This window comes from uncultured Frigoribacterium sp., from assembly GCF_963515265.1.
Classification (GTDB): Bacteria; Actinomycetota; Actinomycetes; order Actinomycetales; family Microbacteriaceae; genus Frigoribacterium.
Map to the genome: position 1 here is coordinate 1 of NZ_CAUPYL010000042.1, position 16,362 is coordinate 16,362.

Below are 16,362 nucleotides of genomic sequence, written 5' to 3' on the forward strand. Positions count from 1 at the left end.
CGGCAGCTGTCGCGGCGGCCTCGCGAGCCTCGAGCTCGTGACGGCGCTCGCGCAGCAGGTGACCGGCCAGCGCGACGAGCAGCGTCAGCCCGCCCGCGGTGCCCATGCCGACGCCGATGTGCACCTGCAGCAGCAGGGCACCGACGCCCGCCCCCGCGAGGATGAGCAGGACGGCGAGCACGCGGCGCGGGAAGTTCTTGCCCGTGCCGCCCGCGAGCTTCGACTCGGACGCCATCCCGACGATCGTCGATGTGACGACCACGGTCGTGACGTCGGCCACGGCGATCTTGCGGGCGGCCGCGGCCTGGAGTCCCATCGCGGCGCCGAGCAGGCCGGTGATCGTGAACGCCCACGGGGTGTTCTCCTCCGGCACGACGGCGAAGGTCGAGATGCCGAGACCGAGCAGCACGCCGCCCGTCACGCCGAACGAGACGGTGCTGCGGCCCGACCAGCCGGCCCGGCCGCCGCGCAGCACCCGGCCGCCGATCGCGGCGCCGAGCAGGAAGGCGGCGAGGGCGACGATCGGCCCGACGATCGGCAGGCCGTCGGCCTGCGCGATCGCCATGCCGAGGATCACGACGTTGCCGGTCATGTTGGCCGTGAAGACGCGGTCGAGGCCCAGGTAGCCGACGGCGTCGATGATGCCCGTGGTGAACGTCAGGGTCAGCATCATCACGAGGTGCATGCGGGCCTGGTTGCGGCGGAATCGCTTCACAGGTGTCCTCCGGGGCGTCGCGCCGGGCGTGGCCGGGCGGGCGATCGCGGCGTCGTCGGCGCGGTGGTCTGCCGTCGATCGTATCGAGGCGGCGGCGCCTAGCGGAACGCCGGGGCGTTCAGCGCGAGGACCAGGATGCCCGTCCAGTGGCAGAGGTACGCGAGCACGGTGCAGGCGTGGAACAGCTCGTGGAACCCGAAGCGGCCGGGTGCCGGGTTCGGGCGCTTCAGCGCGTAGAAGACCGCGCCGACGATGTAGAGCAGACCGCCGACGAGCACGAGGACCGTCATCGGCACGGACGCCGCGAACAGGTCGGGCAGGAACCCGAGCGCGCCGACCCCCATGAGGATGTACAGCGGCACGTAGAGCCAGCGGGGCGCGTGGATGAAGAACACCCGGAACGCGATGCCGAAGGCAGCCGCCGTCCAGACGAGCGTCAGCAGCAGGGCCGACTTGCCGGGCGGCAGGGCGATCGCCGCGATCGGCGTGTACGTGCCGGCGATCAGCAGGAAGATGTTCGAGTGGTCCAGCCGCTTGAGGAACATCTTCGCCCGCGGGCTCCACGGGAACCGGTGGTACGTCGCCGAGATGCCGAAGAGCAGCATCGACGTCGTCATGAAGACCGCACAGGCCCAGGTCGCCGCGGCGCCGTCGGCGAGCACGACCAGCACGATCCCGGTCGCGATCGCGACCGGGAACGTCCCCGCGTGGATCCAGCCGCGCCACGTGGGCTTGCGCTCGATCGAGGAGTAGTCGAGGGCGTCGTCGAGCAGGGGGACGTTCGGCAGCTCCGCACCGCCGTCGTCGGCGACCGGAGAGGGCGAGGAGGTGCTCATGAGGGCGAGCGTAGGGGAGGCGGCCCGGCGACCGCTGGGACCGCGCGGGTGGGTTAACCTGGGCACGTGAAGAGTCCCGGACGGCCTCCCGTGGCCGGCGGCCTGCTGTACGGCCTGTACCAGCGGCGTCTGCGCCGTGAGCTCGACGGGGCCGAGCTGCCCCACCACGTCGCCATGATCGTCGACGGCAACCGCCGCTGGGCCAAGGCCCGCATGCTCGAGACCGCCGCGCACGGGCACCGGGCCGGCGCCGCGAAGATCAGCGAGTTCCTCACCTGGTGCGATGACCTCGGCATCCGCGTCGTCACCCTCTACCTCCTGTCGGCCGACAACCTCGGCAACCGCGCCTCCGACGAGCTGACTGAGCTGTTCGGCATCATCGGAGACGTCGCCGACGAGCTCTCGCACCAGCGCGACTGGAAGGTGCAGCACGTCGGCGCGACCGACGACCTGCCCGCCGGGCTCTGCGCCTCCCTCACCGCCGCCGAGGAGCGCACGCGCGACCACGGCGGCCTGCACGTCAACCTCGCCGTCGGGTACGGCGGCCGCCGCGAGATCGCGGACGCCATGCGCAGCATCGTCCGGGCCCACGACGCGGCGGGCGGCACCCTCGACGCGCTCGCCGAGGTCCTCACGCCCGAGCTGATCGCCGAGCACCTCTACACCGGCGGCCAGCCCGATCCCGACCTCGTCATCCGCACGTCGGGCGAGCAGCGGCTCAGCGACTTCATGCTGTGGCAGAGCGCCCACAGCGAGTTCTACTTCGTCGAGGCGCTCTACCCCGACCTCCGCGAGGTCGACTTCCTCCGCGCCGTCCGCGACTTCGCCCTGCGGCACCGCCGCTTCGGCAGCTGACCCCGGCGCCTGTCGCCTCGGCGCCCGGCCCCGGCGCCCCATGCCCGGCGCCCGTCGGCCGCTCGGTCCCTCGACGCCTGAGGCCGGGTACGGTGGAGGACCCTGATCCGAGGAGCACCACCGTGACCACCATCGACGACTTCGCCGCTGGCTTCGCCGACGAGGCGGGCTGGTTCGACTTCGCCTCCTTCGGCCCGATGGGCACGGGCGTCGTGCAGGAGGCGCGGGCCCTGACCGAGCTCCAGTCGCGCTCACGGCACGGCTCGGTCGTCGCCCTCGACGAGCAGGCAGGGCGCGCGCGACGGGCCGTCGCCGCGCTCACCGGGTTCCCGACCGACCACGTCGTGTTCCAGCCGAGCACGAGCCAGGGCATGCTGCACACGCTGTTCGGGCTGACGGGCGCCCTCGCGCTGTCGCCGCGGGAGTACCCGACCACTCCGCTGACCGCGACCCGCGCCTCCTCGGCCCTGCGCGTGCTCGACACGGTCTGGCTCGACGTGCCGGACGACGCGGTCACTCCCGCGGTGCTCCGCGAGCACCTGACGCCGTCGGTGACCGCGGTCGCCGTCAGCGTCGTCGACTACCGCACGGGCTACCTGGCCGACCTCGAGGGCATCCGCCAGGTGATCGGCGACCGGCTGCTGATCGTCGACGGCATCCAGGGCTTCGGCGTCGTCGACGCGCCCTGGGCCGTCGCGGACGTGCTCGTCACCGGCGGGCAGAAGTGGCTGCGGGCGGGCTGGGGAACCGGCTTCATGGCGCTCAGCGACCGCGCGCTGACCGATCTCACGCCCGTGTTCAGCGGCGTGCACGGCTCAGAGATCACCCTCGGCGAATCGTACGAGCGCGGCGCCGAGCCGGCCCCGGGCGCCGCCGCGTTCCAGCTCTCCCGCCCCGACCCCATCGCGGAGGCGCGCCTCGCGACCTCGCTGGAGGAGATTGCGGCCGTCGGCATCCGTCCCGTCGCCGGGGCCGTCGCCGAGCGGGCGACCCGGCTCATCGACCTCGCCGACGAGTTCGCCGTGCCGGTGGCCTCGTCGCGCGTCGAGTCGGAGCGGGCCGGCATCGTCGTGCTCGAGCCGGAGCCGCAGCACCTGACGGCTCTGACCGCCTCGCTGCTGAACCACGGGGTCAGCGCGACGGTGCGGAGCACCAGCGTCCGTCTCAGCACCCACGTGTCGAACGGCGAGGACTCCTTCGGCCTGCTCCGCGAGGCGCTGATGTCGTACGGGAGCGCGATCTCGTACTGAGGGCCCGACTCGGCCTGGCCTGAGCCGGCCCGCAGACCCTCCATCAGCACCTGAGAGTCGTTCATCTGATCGTCACACGACACGGCGTGCCGTGCTGGACCCGTGTCGGAGGCACGACGTAGGTTCGGCTCATCGGGCAAGTAGCCCGGTCGAGACGGCCACGAAAGTTCGCCTCGCGACTGCTCCGCGGCCGTCCTGCCGAAGGTACCGAGTGCCTCGTCGCTCGGAGATGGAGTCGTCGTGACCGTCAACACCCGGGCCGACCAGCAGAGCACCTCAGCAGACCGTCGGGCGGGCTCGCCCCGCACCGCGGTCGACCAGCGCACCTACGTGCTCGACACGTCCGTGCTGCTGAGCGATCCGCAGGCGATCTTCCGGTTCGCCGAGCACGACGTGGTGCTGCCCGTCGTCGTCGTCAGCGAGCTCGAGGGCAAGCGCCACGATCCGGAGCTGGGCTACTTCGCGCGACAGGCGCTGCGCCTCCTCGACGGACTGCGCGTGGCGCACGACCGCCTCGACTTCCCGGTCGAGGTCGGGTCGGGCGGCTCGTTCCGGGTCGAGCTCAACCACTCGAACATGTCGGTGCTGCCCTCGGGCCTCCAGCTCGGCGACAACGACTCGCGCATCCTCGCGGTCGCGTCGAACCTGGCGAACGACGGGCTGGCCGTGACGGTCGTCTCGAAGGACCTCCCGCTGCGCGTCAAGGCGGCCTCCATCGGACTCGCGGCGGAGGAGTACCGCGCCGAGCAGGTCGTCGACAGCGGCTACACCGGCCTGAGCGAGCTCGACGTCTCGAGCGACCAGATGGCGTCGTTCTGGGAGAAGGAGACGATCAGCTCGCGGGCGCTCGCCGACGTCCCGGTGAACACCGGGCTCGTCGTGCACTCGGACCGTGGCTCGGCCCTCGGTCGGGTCACCGCCCGAGGCGAGGCCCGGCTGGTGCGCGGCGATCGCGACGTGTTCGGGCTGCACGGCCGCTCGGCGGAGCAGCGGCTCGCCATCGACCTGCTGCTCGACCCCGAGGTCGGCATCGTCTCGCTCGGCGGCAGCGCGGGCACGGGCAAGTCGGCGCTCGCCCTCTGCGCCGGGCTCGAGGCGGTGCTCGAGAAGCAGCAGCACAAGAAGATCATGGTGTTCCGGCCGCTGTACGCGGTCGGCGGGCAAGACCTGGGCTTCCTGCCCGGCGACGCCGCCGAGAAGATGAACCCCTGGGGCCAGGCCGTCTTCGACACCCTGGGCGCCATCGTGTCGCAGAACGTGCTCGACGAGGTCGTCGAGCGCGGTCTGCTCGAGGTCCTGCCGCTGACGCACATCCGCGGCCGGTCGCTGCACGACGCGTTCGTGATCGTCGACGAGGCGCAGTCGCTCGAGCGCAACGTGCTGCTCACGGTGCTCAGCCGCATCGGGCAGAACAGCCGGGTCGTCCTCACCCACGACGTGGCCCAGCGCGACAACCTGCGGGTCGGGCGGCACGACGGCGTCGCGTCCGTGATCGAGACGCTCAAGGGGCACCCGCTCTTCGGGCACGTGACCCTGACACGCTCGGAGCGCTCGGCCATCGCGGCGCTCGTCACCGAGCTGCTCGAGTCGAACGAGCTCGCCTAGGGCTCGCCACGCCCGGCGCGCCCGGCCGACTCCGGGCTCGCAGCGCTCGGTGGACGAGTCGCCTCGGGAGGTTCCCTCGGCATCACTGGGGCAGCATCCCGGGGCGACTCGCCACCGGTCCGGCGTCTGGTCTGTCTAGGGGACGGCATGCGACGACGTGACACCCCTCGGGAGCGTCGCAGCGTCGCAGCGTCGCAGCGTCGAGCGATCGCGATCGTGACGGACGTGGGGGTGCCTCCTGCACGGGCGCGGCCCAGGCGAGATCGTCCACAGGGGCGGGCCGTCTCGAGGAGGCGGCGCGGACTCGGTCGTCATGGTCGAGACATGACGACGACGGGACACGAGGGCGGCCGGGACGAGCGCAGCCGACACGAGGGCGGCCGGGACGGACTCGGCGCGGCCGAGCGCGATCGGGACGAGCGCGGCCGAGAGGGAGACGAGGCCGGCGAGCCTGGCGAGTCCCGCGCCCGGGACGAGGACGAGCGCGGCGAGCAACACTCCGCCCTGCGCTCGTCGCGAAGCAGCAGGCCGACGCGGATCGACGTCGTCGTGGGTCTCGCGCTGGTGGGCCTCGTGGCCGTGCTGGACCTGTCCTCGCCCGGGACGGTCGCGGCGTCGGCACTCGCCGTCGTGACCGGCGCACTCGTCCGAGTCGACATCGCGGAGCGGCGGCTCCCGAACGTGCTGGTCCTGGTGGTGCTGGTCGGCGCGGCTGCGGGTGTGGCGCTCGCCGTCGGCACCGGTGGCGGGGTCTCGGCGGCGTGGGCGTGCCTCCTCGGCCTGGTCGTGCTCGTCGCGTGCGTCCCGCTCGTGCACACCGGGGGGCTCGGCGCCGGCGACGCCAAGCTCGCGAGCGTCGGCGTCGTGGCTGCGGCGCTGGCATCACCGTCGGCACCGCTCGCTTGGCTCCTGGCCGTGGCGCTGCTCGGGGGGGTGCACGGCACCGCCGCGGTCGCCGTCCGACGACGGGACACCTCGCCGGCCAGGGTGGCCATCCCGTTCGGGCCGGTGCTGCTCGCCGGCTGGTGGCTCGCGGTCGTCGCCGCGTCGACTGTCCTCGGCTCGTCGTAGGCCGCACGACGCCGAGACGCCCCGTCCGCGGTGGATGCGGACGGGGCGTCGTCGGGATCGGCGGCGGCCGACGGTGCGGGAGGGGCCGCTCAGCCGGGGCGGGTCATGCTCAGCACGTCGAGCGCCGAGTCGAGCTGCTCCTCGGTGACCTCGCCGCGCTCGACGAAGCCGAGATCGACGACGGCCTCGCGCACGGTGATCTTCTGCGCCACGGCGTGCTTCGCGACCTTCGCCGCCGCCTCGTAGCCGATCACGCGGTTCAGCGGCGTGACGATGGACGGCGAGGACTCGGCCATGGCGCGGGCACGCTCGACGTCGGCCTCGAGGCCGTCGACGGTCTTGTCGGCGAGCACCCGGGTCGCGTTCGAGAGGAGACGGATCGACTCGAGCAGCGCGGTGCCCATCACCGGGATGGCGACGTTGAGCTCGAACGAGCCGGAGGCTCCGGCCCAGGCGATCGTGGCGTCGTTGCCGATCACCCGTGCCGAGACCATCAGCACGGCCTCGGGCACGACGGGGTTGACCTTGCCGGGCATGATCGACGACCCGGGCTGCAGGTCGGGGACGTGCAGCTCGCCGAGGCCGGCGTTCGGGCCCGAGCCCATCCAGCGGATGTCGTTGTTGATCTTCGTCAGGCTGACCGCGAGCACGCGGAGCGCGCCCGACGCCTCGACGAGTCCGTCGCGGGCGCCCTGCGCCTCGAAGTGGTCGAGCGCCTCGGTCACGGGCAGGCCGCTGTCGTCGGCGAGCACGGAGATGACCTCCTGCGGGAAGCCGACGGGGGTGTTGATGCCCGTGCCCGTCGCGGTGCCTCCGAGCGGCACCTCGGCCACGCGGGGGAGGGTCGCCTGGACCCGCTCGACACCGAGACGGATCTGGCGGGCGTAGCCGCCGAACTCCTGGCCGAGCGTCACCGGGGTCGCGTCCATCAGGTGGGTGCGGCCCGCCTTGACGACGCCGGCCCACTCGGCGGCCTTGCGCTCGAGCGACTCGGCGAGGTGCTCGAGGGCCGGCACGAGGTCGTGCAGCAGGGCTCCGGTCACGGCGACGTGCACGGAGGTCGGGAACACGTCGTTCGAGGACTGCGACGCGTTGACGTGGTCGTTGGGGTGCACGTCGACCCCGTCGACGGTGCCGGCCAGGCTGGCCAGCACCTCGTTCATGTTCATGTTCGACGAGGTCCCGCTGCCGGTCTGGTAGACGTCGACGGGGAACTGGTCGTGGTGCTGGCCGCCGATGATCGTGTCGGCGGCGGCGACGATCGCGTCGGCCACGCCCGCGGGGACGATGCCCCGTCGGCCGTTCACGACGGCGGCCGCCCGCTTGATGCGCGCCAGGGCCACGATCTGCGCAGCCTCGAGGCCGGCTCCCGAGATGGGGAAGTTCTCGACGGCCCGCTGGGTCTGTGCCCGCCACAGGGCCGACGCGGGGACCCGCACCTCGCCCATCGTGTCGTGCTCGATGCGGTACTCGGTAGTGGTCACGACGTCATCGTCCTTCCTTCGGCCCTCGTGGGGCGGTGTCACGGGGGCCGGTCGCCCCCGCGGCGTCAGAGTCGACCGATGATGATCGACGGGTCGACGCGGCCGTCGGCGAGCGCGTAGTTCGCCCCGACCACGGTCAACCTACCCTCGGCCACGGCGGCCGAGATGAGCGCGCTCCGGCCCACCAGGGCCTCGACGGAGGCCTGGATGTGCAGCGCGCCGACCGCACGCGGGTCGAGCACGGCGCCCGGCTCGAGGGCGATCGTCGCCCGCCGGACGCTGGGCACGATCATGTCGACGAGGTCGCCGAGGAACCGTGACCCGGGAGGCGCGTCGCTCGTGAGCGAGTCGATGGCGGTCGCGACCGCGCCGCAGCTGTCGTGGCCGAGCACGACGATGAGCGGCACGCCGAGCACCGAGACCGCGTACTCGAGCGAGGCGATGACGGTGTCGCCGACGACCTGGCCGGCGTTGCGGACGACGAAGAGGTCGCCGAGGCCGACGTCGAAGATGATCTCGGCGGCGAGACGGGAGTCGGCGCAGCCGAACAGGGCCGCCACGGGCTCCTGCCCGCCGGCCAGCAGGGCACGCCGGTCGCTGTCCTGGTGGGGGTGCTGAGGAGCCCCGGTCACGAAGCGCTCGTTGCCGGCCTTCATGCGCTCCCACGCGCGCCCCGGGGTCAGCGGGTCGGCGGGAGGCGAGGGCACCGCCAGGTCGGCGACGGTCACGGCGGTCGTGCCGGGGACGCCGCCCTCGGTCGCGGTGTCGGTGCGGGGGTCGGTCACGACGCGTCTCCTGTCTGGTCGGCCAGCTGCTCGGCCAGCGCGGTCGCGAGCTGCTCGAACTCGACGTCGTCAGCCGTGCCGTGCAGCACGTACGAGCTGCGGTCGACCGTGGTCGTCATCGAGTAGGCGTAGTTGCCGGGGCTCTCGCCGTCCCGGCGGTCGTAGACCTGCCAGTCGAGGCCAGCGATCGTCGTCGCGCCCGTCGCCGGTCGCGCCTGCACCGCGTTGGCGACCCACGTCGCGTTGGCGTCGACGCCCTGCTCGAGCGCGATGAACTGCTCGGTCGGAGTGATGAGCCCGACGTACCAGGTGGCGACGCCGTCGGCGGAGCCCGTCGAGATGTCGGCACGGTTCGAGGTCCAGCCGTCGGGCAGGACGGGGGCGGCGAGCGGCACGTCGACGTTGCTCTCGGCGCTCTGCGCCACCGACCGGTAGTCGATCTCCTGGCGGTTGACCGTGCCGCCCGGGCGGACGACGACCAGCACCAGGAACAGGACGACGGCGAGCGACGCCACGATCGACAACGTGAGGTTGACGGCCGTCTGGTTGGCGTAGTGCTTGCGGGTGTTCTCGGCCTTGCGACGCGCGGTCTCGTCCGGCGTCTCGGGTCGGCCGAGCTCGGCGACGACGCGCGGCGGCTTCTGGCGGGGGCCGCGGCCGTTCTCGCGGGGGCCGGGGTCGGTCATTCGGCGGGCACCTGTCGACGGGCGGCCTCGAGGCGCTCACGCGCGCCGAGCAACCACTCTTCGCAGCGGCGGGCGAGGGCCTCGCCTCGCTCCCACAGGGCGAGCGACCGCTCGAGGGTCGATGCCCCCTGCTCGAGCTCGGACACGACCGTCACGAGCTCGTCGCGTGCCTCTTCGTAGCTGAGCGACGCCACGTCGGCCGGGGCGGACGGGGAGGGTGCGGGGGAGGAGGACTGTGCCACGGGTCGATCCTAACGAGAGGTGCTGGCAGGGGAAGCGGCGTCGCTCGACGACGAGGAGGACGGGGAGGAGGCGGGACCTGGGGAGGAGGCGCCGGTGCTGACGGCCTGCAGCGCGCCTCCCTCGACGGTGAGCACGAGCGGCGTGGACTCGGGGGCGTCGGCAGGGTCGCGGAGCACCCCGCCGCCCGGCAGCTGGACGATCGAGTAGCCGCGCCGCAGTGTGCCCTGGGGCGAGAGCGCACGCAGCTGGGCGGTCAGCTCGGAGACCCGCGTGTGCGCCCGCTCGACGGCCCGGGCCACCAGTTCTTCGCCGCGGGCGACGGCCCGCACGACCTCGTCGGCGCGCACGTCGACGAGCGTCTGCGGCGAGGCCAGCACGGGGCGGCTGCGCACCTGCTCGAGCCGGTCGATCTCGGTCGAGACGATCTGGTTCAGCCGCACCCCGATGCGCGACCGGGCCTGCTGCACGCGCGACAGCTCTTCGTTGACGTCGGGCACCACGCGCTTGGCGGCGTCGGTCGGGGTCGAGGCCCGCAGGTCGGCGACGTCGTCGAGCAGGGGGCGGTCGGCCTCGTGCCCGATGGCGCTGACCACGGGCGTCGTGCACGCGGCCACCGCACGAACCAGCGACTCGTCGCTGAAGCCGAGCAGGTTCTGGAAGTCGCCGCCGCCCCGGGCCACGATGATGACGTCGACCTCGGGGTCGGCGTCGAGCTGCTGCACGGCGGCGGTGACCTCGCCCACCGAGCGGTCGCCCTGCACCGCCGCGTGCACGACGCGGAACGTGACCGACGGCCACCGCAGCTGCGCGTTGCGCAGCACGTCCTTCTCGGCGTCGCTGTCGCGACCCGTCACGAGACCGATGCACTGCGGCAGGAACGGGAGGCGCTTCTTGCGGTCGGGGGAGAAGAGGCCCTCGGCGGCGAGCTGGCCCCGCAGGCGCTCGAGGCGCTCGAGCAGGTCGCCCAGCCCGACGTGCCGCATCTCGAAGACCTGCATGGTCAGCGAGCCGCCCTTGACCCAGTAGTTCGGCTTGACGGCCGCGATCACGCGGTCGCCCTGCTTGAGGTCGGCGGGGACCCTCGACCGGACGCTCGACCAGATCGAGAACGACACCGTGACGTCCTGCTCGAGGTCGCGCAGCTTGCCGTAGACGTTGCCTCCCGAGACGTTCCATTGAGTGATCTGCCCCTCGACCCAGGCCGTGCCGAGCCGGTCGATCCAGTCGCGCACCTTGCCCGCGAGCAGGCCGACCGGCCAGGGCGCATCGGCGGTGGGCGGCGGGGTGACGATCGTCATGCAGGGGTGTCCTCTGGATCGGAGCGGACGGGGGAGCGGTCAGGGCAGGAGGCGTGGCAGGGGCGCGGGCGGGGCACGGAGGGCAGGGCCTCCCAGAACGCGACCAGTCGTCACGCCTATCATCGACGGGTGGCACACATCACGAACGGCGCCATCGCCGTCGACCTCCCGACCCCGCGCGTCCCTGCGCTGCGCAACAGGCTACGGGACACCCCCGTCAACGGGACGAAGCGGGTGTTGCTCGCTGCTCCCCGCGGCTACTGCGCCGGCGTCGACCGGGCGGTCATCGCCGTCGAGAAGGCCCTCGAGCACTACGGCTCGCCCGTCTACGTCCGCAAGCAGATCGTCCACAACGTCCACGTCGTGTCGACGCTCGAGCGTCAGGGCGCGATCTTCGTCGACGAGGTCGAGGAGGTCCCCGAGGGCTCGCACGTCGTCTTCAGCGCCCACGGAGTCTCGCCGGCCGTCGTGCAGGGCGCCGCCGACCGCGGCCTCCAGGCGATCGACGCGACCTGCCCCCTCGTGACGAAGGTGCACCGCGAGGCCGTGCGCTTCGGGTCGCAGGGCCGCCACATCATCCTCATCGGCCACGCCGGCCACGAAGAGGTCGAGGGGACGATGGGCCACGCCGCCGACCGCACCACCCTCGTGCAGAACCCGGCCGAGGTCGACGACCTCGTCATCGACGACCCCGACAACCTCGTCTGGCTGTCGCAGACGACGCTGAGCGTCGACGAGACCATGGAGACGGTCCGCCGCCTCCGCGAGCGCTTCCCGACCATCCAGAACCCCCCGAGCGACGACATCTGCTACGCCACGCAGAACCGTCAGGTGGCCATCAAGAAGGTCGCCGTCGACTCCGACCTCGTCATCGTCGTGGGCTCGGCCAACAGCTCGAACAGCGTGCGCCTCGTGGAGGTCGCCCTCGAGCACGGAGCCAAGGCCGCCTACCGCGTCGACTACTCGAGCGAGATCAAGCAGGAGTGGCTCGACGGCGTCGAGACCGTCGGCGTCACGTCCGGCGCCTCCGTGCCCGAGGTCCTCGTGAAGGAGGTCCTCGACGACCTCGCCGACGCCGGCTACGGCGACGTGTCCGAGGTCGTCACGGCCGAGGAGGACCTGATGTTCTCCCTCCCCAAGGAGCTCCGCAAGGACGCCCAGGGCCAGACCGACACCCGCGCGCTCGGCGGACGCACCGCCCGATGAGCGACGACCGCGACCAGCGCGACGGCCGCGACGGCGACTCGTCGGCAGGACGCGATCCGCGCCCTCGTCCCCGGTACGGCGAGTACGCGCCCGAGGGCTGGGTCAGCCCGGTCGCACCTGCCGAGTCCGCGCCTCCTGCGGGCCAGGGCGAGGCGCCGCCGGTCGGGCAGCTGCCCGGGCCACAGCCCACGTCGTGGTCGCAGCGCGGCCAGGGCCAGGGCGAAGGAGGCGCGCAGCCGTACCCGGGACCACCTCCGACGCCAGCTGCGCTGAGCACCGGACGCCGTGTCGACCGTGTCGCCACGTTCGTCCTGCTCGGCCTCGCGGGCTACAACGTCATCTCGAACCTCGTCCTCGTGTCGAGCTTCTCGCGGTCCGCGCTCGCGACGCTCGCCGCCGCGGGGTACCCGGTCGACGACTTCTCACGTCGGGCCGAGCTGCAGCAGGCGGGCGGGGCGATCGCCATCGTGTCGCTCGTCGTCTTCGTGCCGATGCTCGTGTGGACCGTCCGGCGGCTCCGGGCGGGCGCGATCACCTTCTGGGTTCCCCTCACGGCCGGGATCGTCGTGACGATCGTGCAGACGCTGATCGTGCTGCCCGTGTTCCTGGGCGACCCGGCGTTCGTCCAGTCCGTCCTGGACATGTCGGGCACCGCCTCCTAGGCCCTCTGCACGTCGTCGTGACGAGAGGCCCCGCAGCTCGTCGCTGCGGGGCCTCTCGCGTCGGACCAGGAGGTGCGGACTAGCTGCCCGACTGGCCGAACGAGCCGAGCTGCTTGGTCGCCTCGACCACGCGGGCGGCCATCGCCGACTCGGCGACCTTGCCCCAGGCGCGGGGGTCGTACTGCTTCTTGTTGCCGACCTCGCCGTCGGCCTTGATGAAGCCGTCGTAGTTCTTCAGCACCGTGTCGGCGATCGACCGGCTGAAGGCGTACTGCGTGTCGGTGTCGAGGTTCATCTTCACGACGCCGTTCGAGACGGCCTCGCGGATCTCGGCGTCGGACGAGCCCGACCCGCCGTGGAACACGAGCTCGAGGGGCTTCTCGGCCGTGCCGAAGCGCGCCTGGATGCCCTGCTGGATCTCGCCGAGCAGCTCGGGGCGGAGCTTGACGTTGCCGGGCTTGTAGACGCCGTGGACGTTGCCGAAGGTGAGGGCGGCGATGTAGCGGCCGTTCTCGCCGAGGCCGAGCGTCTCGACGGCGCGGGTCACGTCGCCGACGGTCGTGTAGAGCGCCTCGTTGGAGCCCTCGTGCTGGACGCCGTCCTCCTCGCCGCCGACGACGCCGATCTCGACCTCGAGGATGGCGTTGATCGCGGCGGTGCGCTTGAGCATCTGCTGCGCGATCTCGAGGTTCTCGTCGAGGGGGACGGCCGAGCCGTCCCACATGTGCGACTGGAAGAGCGGGTTGCGACCGGCCTTGACCTCTTCCTCGCTGGCGGCGATGAGGGGCAGGACGAACCCGTCGAGGGCGTCCTTGGGGCAGTGGTCGGTGTGCAGCGCGACCGTGACGGGATAGTTCTTGGCGACCTCGGTGGCGAACTTCGCGAACGCGATGGCACCCGCGGCACGGTTCTTGACCGTCTGGCCCGCGAAGTAGTCGGCGCCGCCCGTCGTGACCTGGATGATGCCGTCGCTGCCGGCCTCGGTGAGGCCCTGGAGCACGGCGTTGATCGTCTGCGACGACGACACGTTGACGGCGGGGTAGGCGAACCCCTTGTTCTTCGCCTTGTCCAGCATCTCGGCGTACTGCTCGGGGGTTGCGACGGGCATCGGATCTCCTTCGATGATGGCGTGTGGGGTGCTCCTCCACCCTAGTCAGGGGCCCCAGGCGCGGACCGGGCAGCGACGGGTGAGGAGGGGTCGGGGACGGGCGTGCACGTCTGTGCAACGGCCGTCGGGGAGGCGCCTCCCGGGTAGGCTCCGGAGCATGGCTGACTCCGGAACCCTCTACTCGCACCCCGACCGCAACCTGGGCATGGAGCTGGTGAGGGCGACCGAGGCCGCCGCGATCCGCAGCGCCCCGTTCATCGGCAAGGGCGACAAGAACGCCGCCGACGGCGCCGCGGTCGACGCGATGCGCAAGTTCCTCGGCACCGTCGCCTTCGACGGCGTCGTCGTGATCGGCGAGGGCGAGAAGGACGAGGCGCCGATGCTCTTCAACGGCGAGCACGTGGGCAACGGCTTCGGCCCCGCCTGCGACATCGCCGTGGACCCGATCGACGGCACCAGCCTCACCGCCGCGGGCCGCATGAACGCCCTCTCCGTCATCGCGGTGAGCGACCGCGGCAGCATGTTCGACCCCAGCGCCGTCTTCTACATGGACAAGATCGTCACGGGCCCCGAGGGCATCGGCGTGATCGACCTCGACAAGCCGGTCGGCGAGAACATCCGCGCCCTGGCCGACGCCAAGGGGCTCGCCGTCGAGGACATCCAGGTCGCCGTGCTCGACCGTCCTCGTCACGCCGACCTGATCCAGCAGATCCACGCCGCGGGCGCGGGCACCCGCCTGCTGCTCGACGGCGACGTCGCCGGCGGCATCAACGCGGCCCGTCCCGACTCGCGCATCGACATGTGCGTCGGCATCGGCGGCACCCCCGAGGGCATCATCACGGCCTGCGCCGTGAAGGCGCTCGGCGGCCTCATCCTCACGCGCCTCGCCCCGAAGGACGACGCGGAGCGCCAGAAGGCGATCGACGCCGGCCACGACCTCGACCGCGTGCTCGACCAGGACGACCTCGTCAAGGGCGACAACGCCTACTTCGTCGCCACCGGCGTCACCGACGGCGCCCTCGTCGCGGGCGTCAAGCGCAAGCAGGGCATGATCCGCACGTCGAGCATCGTGCTCCGCTCGCACTCGGGCACCATCCGTCGCGTCGAGGCCGACCACCTCGTCTCGAAGTGGTACGGCGAGACCGCCTAGCTCGCGCTAGCTCGCCCGGCCGGTCCAGCTCGCCGGGCTCGCCTCACGCTCGTCAGCCGCCGCCCTCGACGCCTCGACCTCGCGGTCGGCGTCGAGGGCGGTCGTCAGTTCTGCCGCCGTGAGGTCTCGGGGCAGTTCTTCCACGACCGTCGGCGAGGTGAGGGTCTTCGTCTCGTCGAGCATGCTCAGGCGACGTGCCGACGGCAGCACCGTGCGCTCGAGGGAGCCCACGAAGCGGTTGTAGTCGTTCACCGAGCCGCGCAGCGACCGGCCCAGCTTGTCGACGTGGCCGGCCATGGTCGAGAGCCTGCCGTAGAGCTCGCGGCTGAGGTCGAAGAGGACCTTCGCCTCGTTGGTGACCACGTCCTGCTGCCAGCTGAAGGCCACGGTCTTGAGCACCGACCAGAGGGTGACGGGGGAGGCGAGGGCGACGCGCTTCTGGAACGCGTAGTCCATCAGCGAGGGGTCGGCCTCGAGAGCGCTCGACACGAGCGACTCGCTGGGGATGAACGCGATGACGAGCTCGGGCGACGACTCGAGCCCGGCCCAGTAGGTCTTGGCCGAGAGCGCGTCGACGTGGGCCCGCAGCGCCCTGACGTGCTGCCGCACGAGCACCTCTCGACGAGCCGCCTCTTCTCCGACGGCCGTCGCGGGGATGGCGCTCGCCTCGAGGAACGCCGCGAACGGCACCTTCGCGTCGACGGCGATGTTCTTGCCGCCGGGCAGGTGCACCACCATGTCGGGCCGGCCGGCGCCGGCGTCGCTCGAGATGCTGCTCTGCAGGTCGAAGTCGACCCGCTCGACGAGCCCCGCGGCCTGGACGACGTTGCGCAGCTGCGTCTCGCCCCAGACCCCGCGGGTGCTGTTCGAGCGGAGGGCGGAGGCCAGCGACTCGGCCGTGCTGCGCAGCCGTTCTTCCGACGCGACGGCGCTGCGCAGCTGCTCGCTGAGCGTGCCGTACTGGTGCGCGCGTTGTTCTTCCAGCTCGGCGACCTTCGCCTGGACCGCCGCGAGGCTCTGGGCCACCGGGCTGAGGGCCGTCATGACCTGGCCCTCGGAGCGGACCCGTTCGGCCTCGGCGATGCGGGAGTCGCGCAGCCTGTCCTGGAACTCGCGCAGCCGCTCCTCTTGCCCGGCGGCCTCGCGCCGGTGCTGCTCGTCGAGGTCGATGAGCCGCTCGCGGTAGCCCTCGACGGTCGCGCGGGCGGCGGCGGCGTCGGCCGAGAGCCGTGCCGTGGCCTCGGCGGCCCGGGACCGGGACAGCAGCACGCCGAGGGCCGTGCCGACCCCGAGCGCGACGACGACGAGGGCCACGAGGAGGAGCGGTGAGGTCATGCAGGGAGTGTCGCAGCAGCCGCCGACACCGGCCGCGAGCGCAGGCCGCGAGCGGCGCGCCCGGCGGTCGCGG

Annotated in this window: 16 protein-coding genes; 7 read left to right on the top strand and 9 right to left on the bottom strand. The window is 72.3% G+C overall.

Features of this window, described 5'->3' with window-relative positions; all coding sequences use genetic code 11:
* On the bottom strand, positions 1 to 715 hold a 715-nt coding region (locus RWM17_RS05985), incomplete at its 3' end, for a DUF1275 family protein (protein WP_314102111.1).
* A 98-nt stretch (positions 716 to 813) separates the two neighbouring features.
* A complete protein-coding gene (locus RWM17_RS05990; protein WP_314102112.1) occupies positions 814 to 1,551 on the bottom strand; it encodes a hemolysin III family protein in 738 nt (245 codons plus the stop codon).
* Positions 1,552 to 1,617: 66 nt separating this feature from the next.
* Here RWM17_RS05990 and RWM17_RS05995 point away from each other — a divergent pair, with 66 nt between their 5' ends.
* The 4 genes from RWM17_RS05995 to RWM17_RS06010 all read left to right on the top strand — a co-directional run bounded on the left by RWM17_RS05995 (position 1,618) and on the right by RWM17_RS06010 (position 6,332).
* Positions 1,618 to 2,406, top strand: a complete 789-nt coding sequence (locus RWM17_RS05995) for an isoprenyl transferase (protein WP_314102113.1) — start codon at positions 1,618 to 1,620, stop codon at positions 2,404 to 2,406.
* A 122-nt stretch (positions 2,407 to 2,528) separates the two neighbouring features.
* Positions 2,529 to 3,656: an aminotransferase class V-fold PLP-dependent enzyme gene (locus RWM17_RS06000; RefSeq protein ID WP_314102114.1), complete on the top strand. Its 1,128-nt coding sequence runs from the start codon at positions 2,529 to 2,531 to the stop codon at positions 3,654 to 3,656.
* Between the two features lie 240 nt (positions 3,657 to 3,896).
* Positions 3,897 to 5,261 carry a PhoH family protein gene (locus RWM17_RS06005; protein ID WP_314102115.1) on the top strand — a complete coding sequence of 455 codons (1,365 nt, stop codon included), beginning with the start codon at positions 3,897 to 3,899 and terminating at the stop codon, positions 5,259 to 5,261.
* Positions 5,262 to 5,585: 324 nt separating this feature from the next.
* Positions 5,586 to 6,332: a prepilin peptidase gene (locus tag RWM17_RS06010; protein ID WP_314102116.1), complete on the top strand. Its 747-nt coding sequence runs from the start codon at positions 5,586 to 5,588 to the stop codon at positions 6,330 to 6,332.
* A gap of 89 nt (positions 6,333 to 6,421) precedes the next feature.
* On the opposite strand, the gene RWM17_RS06015 is transcribed toward RWM17_RS06010, so the two are convergent.
* From RWM17_RS06015 to xseA, 5 genes are all read right to left on the bottom strand, one after another.
* Positions 6,422 to 7,816, bottom strand: coding sequence for a class II fumarate hydratase (locus tag RWM17_RS06015; protein WP_123548074.1), 1,395 nt, complete (start codon positions 7,814 to 7,816; stop codon positions 6,422 to 6,424).
* Positions 7,817 to 7,881: 65 nt separating this feature from the next.
* Positions 7,882 to 8,472, bottom strand: coding sequence for a carbonic anhydrase (locus RWM17_RS06020; protein ID WP_133738733.1), 591 nt, complete (start codon positions 8,470 to 8,472; stop codon positions 7,882 to 7,884).
* Positions 8,473 to 8,597: 125 nt separating this feature from the next.
* The gene (locus tag RWM17_RS06025) at positions 8,598 to 9,287 is read right to left on the bottom strand and encodes a DUF4245 domain-containing protein (RefSeq protein WP_314102118.1); all 690 of its coding nucleotides are present in this window, start codon (positions 9,285 to 9,287) and stop codon (positions 8,598 to 8,600) included.
* A complete protein-coding gene (locus RWM17_RS06030) occupies positions 9,284 to 9,529 on the bottom strand; it encodes an exodeoxyribonuclease VII small subunit (RefSeq protein ID WP_314102119.1) in 246 nt (81 codons plus the stop codon). The genes RWM17_RS06025 and RWM17_RS06030 overlap by 4 nt, the downstream gene beginning before the upstream one ends.
* Positions 9,530 to 9,538: 9 nt before the next feature.
* Positions 9,539 to 10,828: an exodeoxyribonuclease VII large subunit gene (xseA, locus tag RWM17_RS06035; RefSeq protein WP_314102120.1), complete on the bottom strand. Its 1,290-nt coding sequence runs from the start codon at positions 10,826 to 10,828 to the stop codon at positions 9,539 to 9,541.
* A 129-nt stretch (positions 10,829 to 10,957) separates the two neighbouring features.
* Between xseA and RWM17_RS06040 the strand changes: the two genes are divergently transcribed.
* Together RWM17_RS06040 and RWM17_RS06045 are read left to right on the top strand one after the other, a co-directional pair.
* Positions 10,958 to 12,034: a 4-hydroxy-3-methylbut-2-enyl diphosphate reductase gene (locus tag RWM17_RS06040; protein WP_192041097.1), complete on the top strand. Its 1,077-nt coding sequence runs from the start codon at positions 10,958 to 10,960 to the stop codon at positions 12,032 to 12,034.
* Entirely contained in the window at positions 12,031 to 12,696 is a 666-nt protein-coding gene (locus tag RWM17_RS06045; protein ID WP_314102121.1) for a DUF6264 family protein, read from the top strand. The genes RWM17_RS06040 and RWM17_RS06045 overlap by 4 nt, the downstream gene beginning before the upstream one ends.
* A gap of 79 nt (positions 12,697 to 12,775) precedes the next feature.
* On the opposite strand, the gene fbaA is transcribed toward RWM17_RS06045, so the two are convergent.
* The gene (gene fbaA / locus RWM17_RS06050) at positions 12,776 to 13,804 is read right to left on the bottom strand and encodes a class II fructose-bisphosphate aldolase (protein WP_314102122.1); all 1,029 of its coding nucleotides are present in this window, start codon (positions 13,802 to 13,804) and stop codon (positions 12,776 to 12,778) included.
* 157 nt (positions 13,805 to 13,961) lie between these two features.
* Here fbaA and glpX point away from each other — a divergent pair, with 157 nt between their 5' ends.
* Entirely contained in the window at positions 13,962 to 14,954 is a 993-nt protein-coding gene (gene glpX / locus RWM17_RS06055) for a class II fructose-bisphosphatase (protein WP_314102123.1), read from the top strand.
* Between the two features lie 6 nt (positions 14,955 to 14,960).
* Here the strand turns inward: glpX and RWM17_RS06060 are convergent, their stop codons facing one another.
* On the bottom strand, positions 14,961 to 16,289 hold the full coding sequence (locus RWM17_RS06060; RefSeq protein WP_314102124.1) for a DNA recombination protein RmuC: 1,329 nt from the start codon (positions 16,287 to 16,289) through the stop codon (positions 14,961 to 14,963).
* Positions 16,290 to 16,362: the final 73 nt, after the last annotated feature.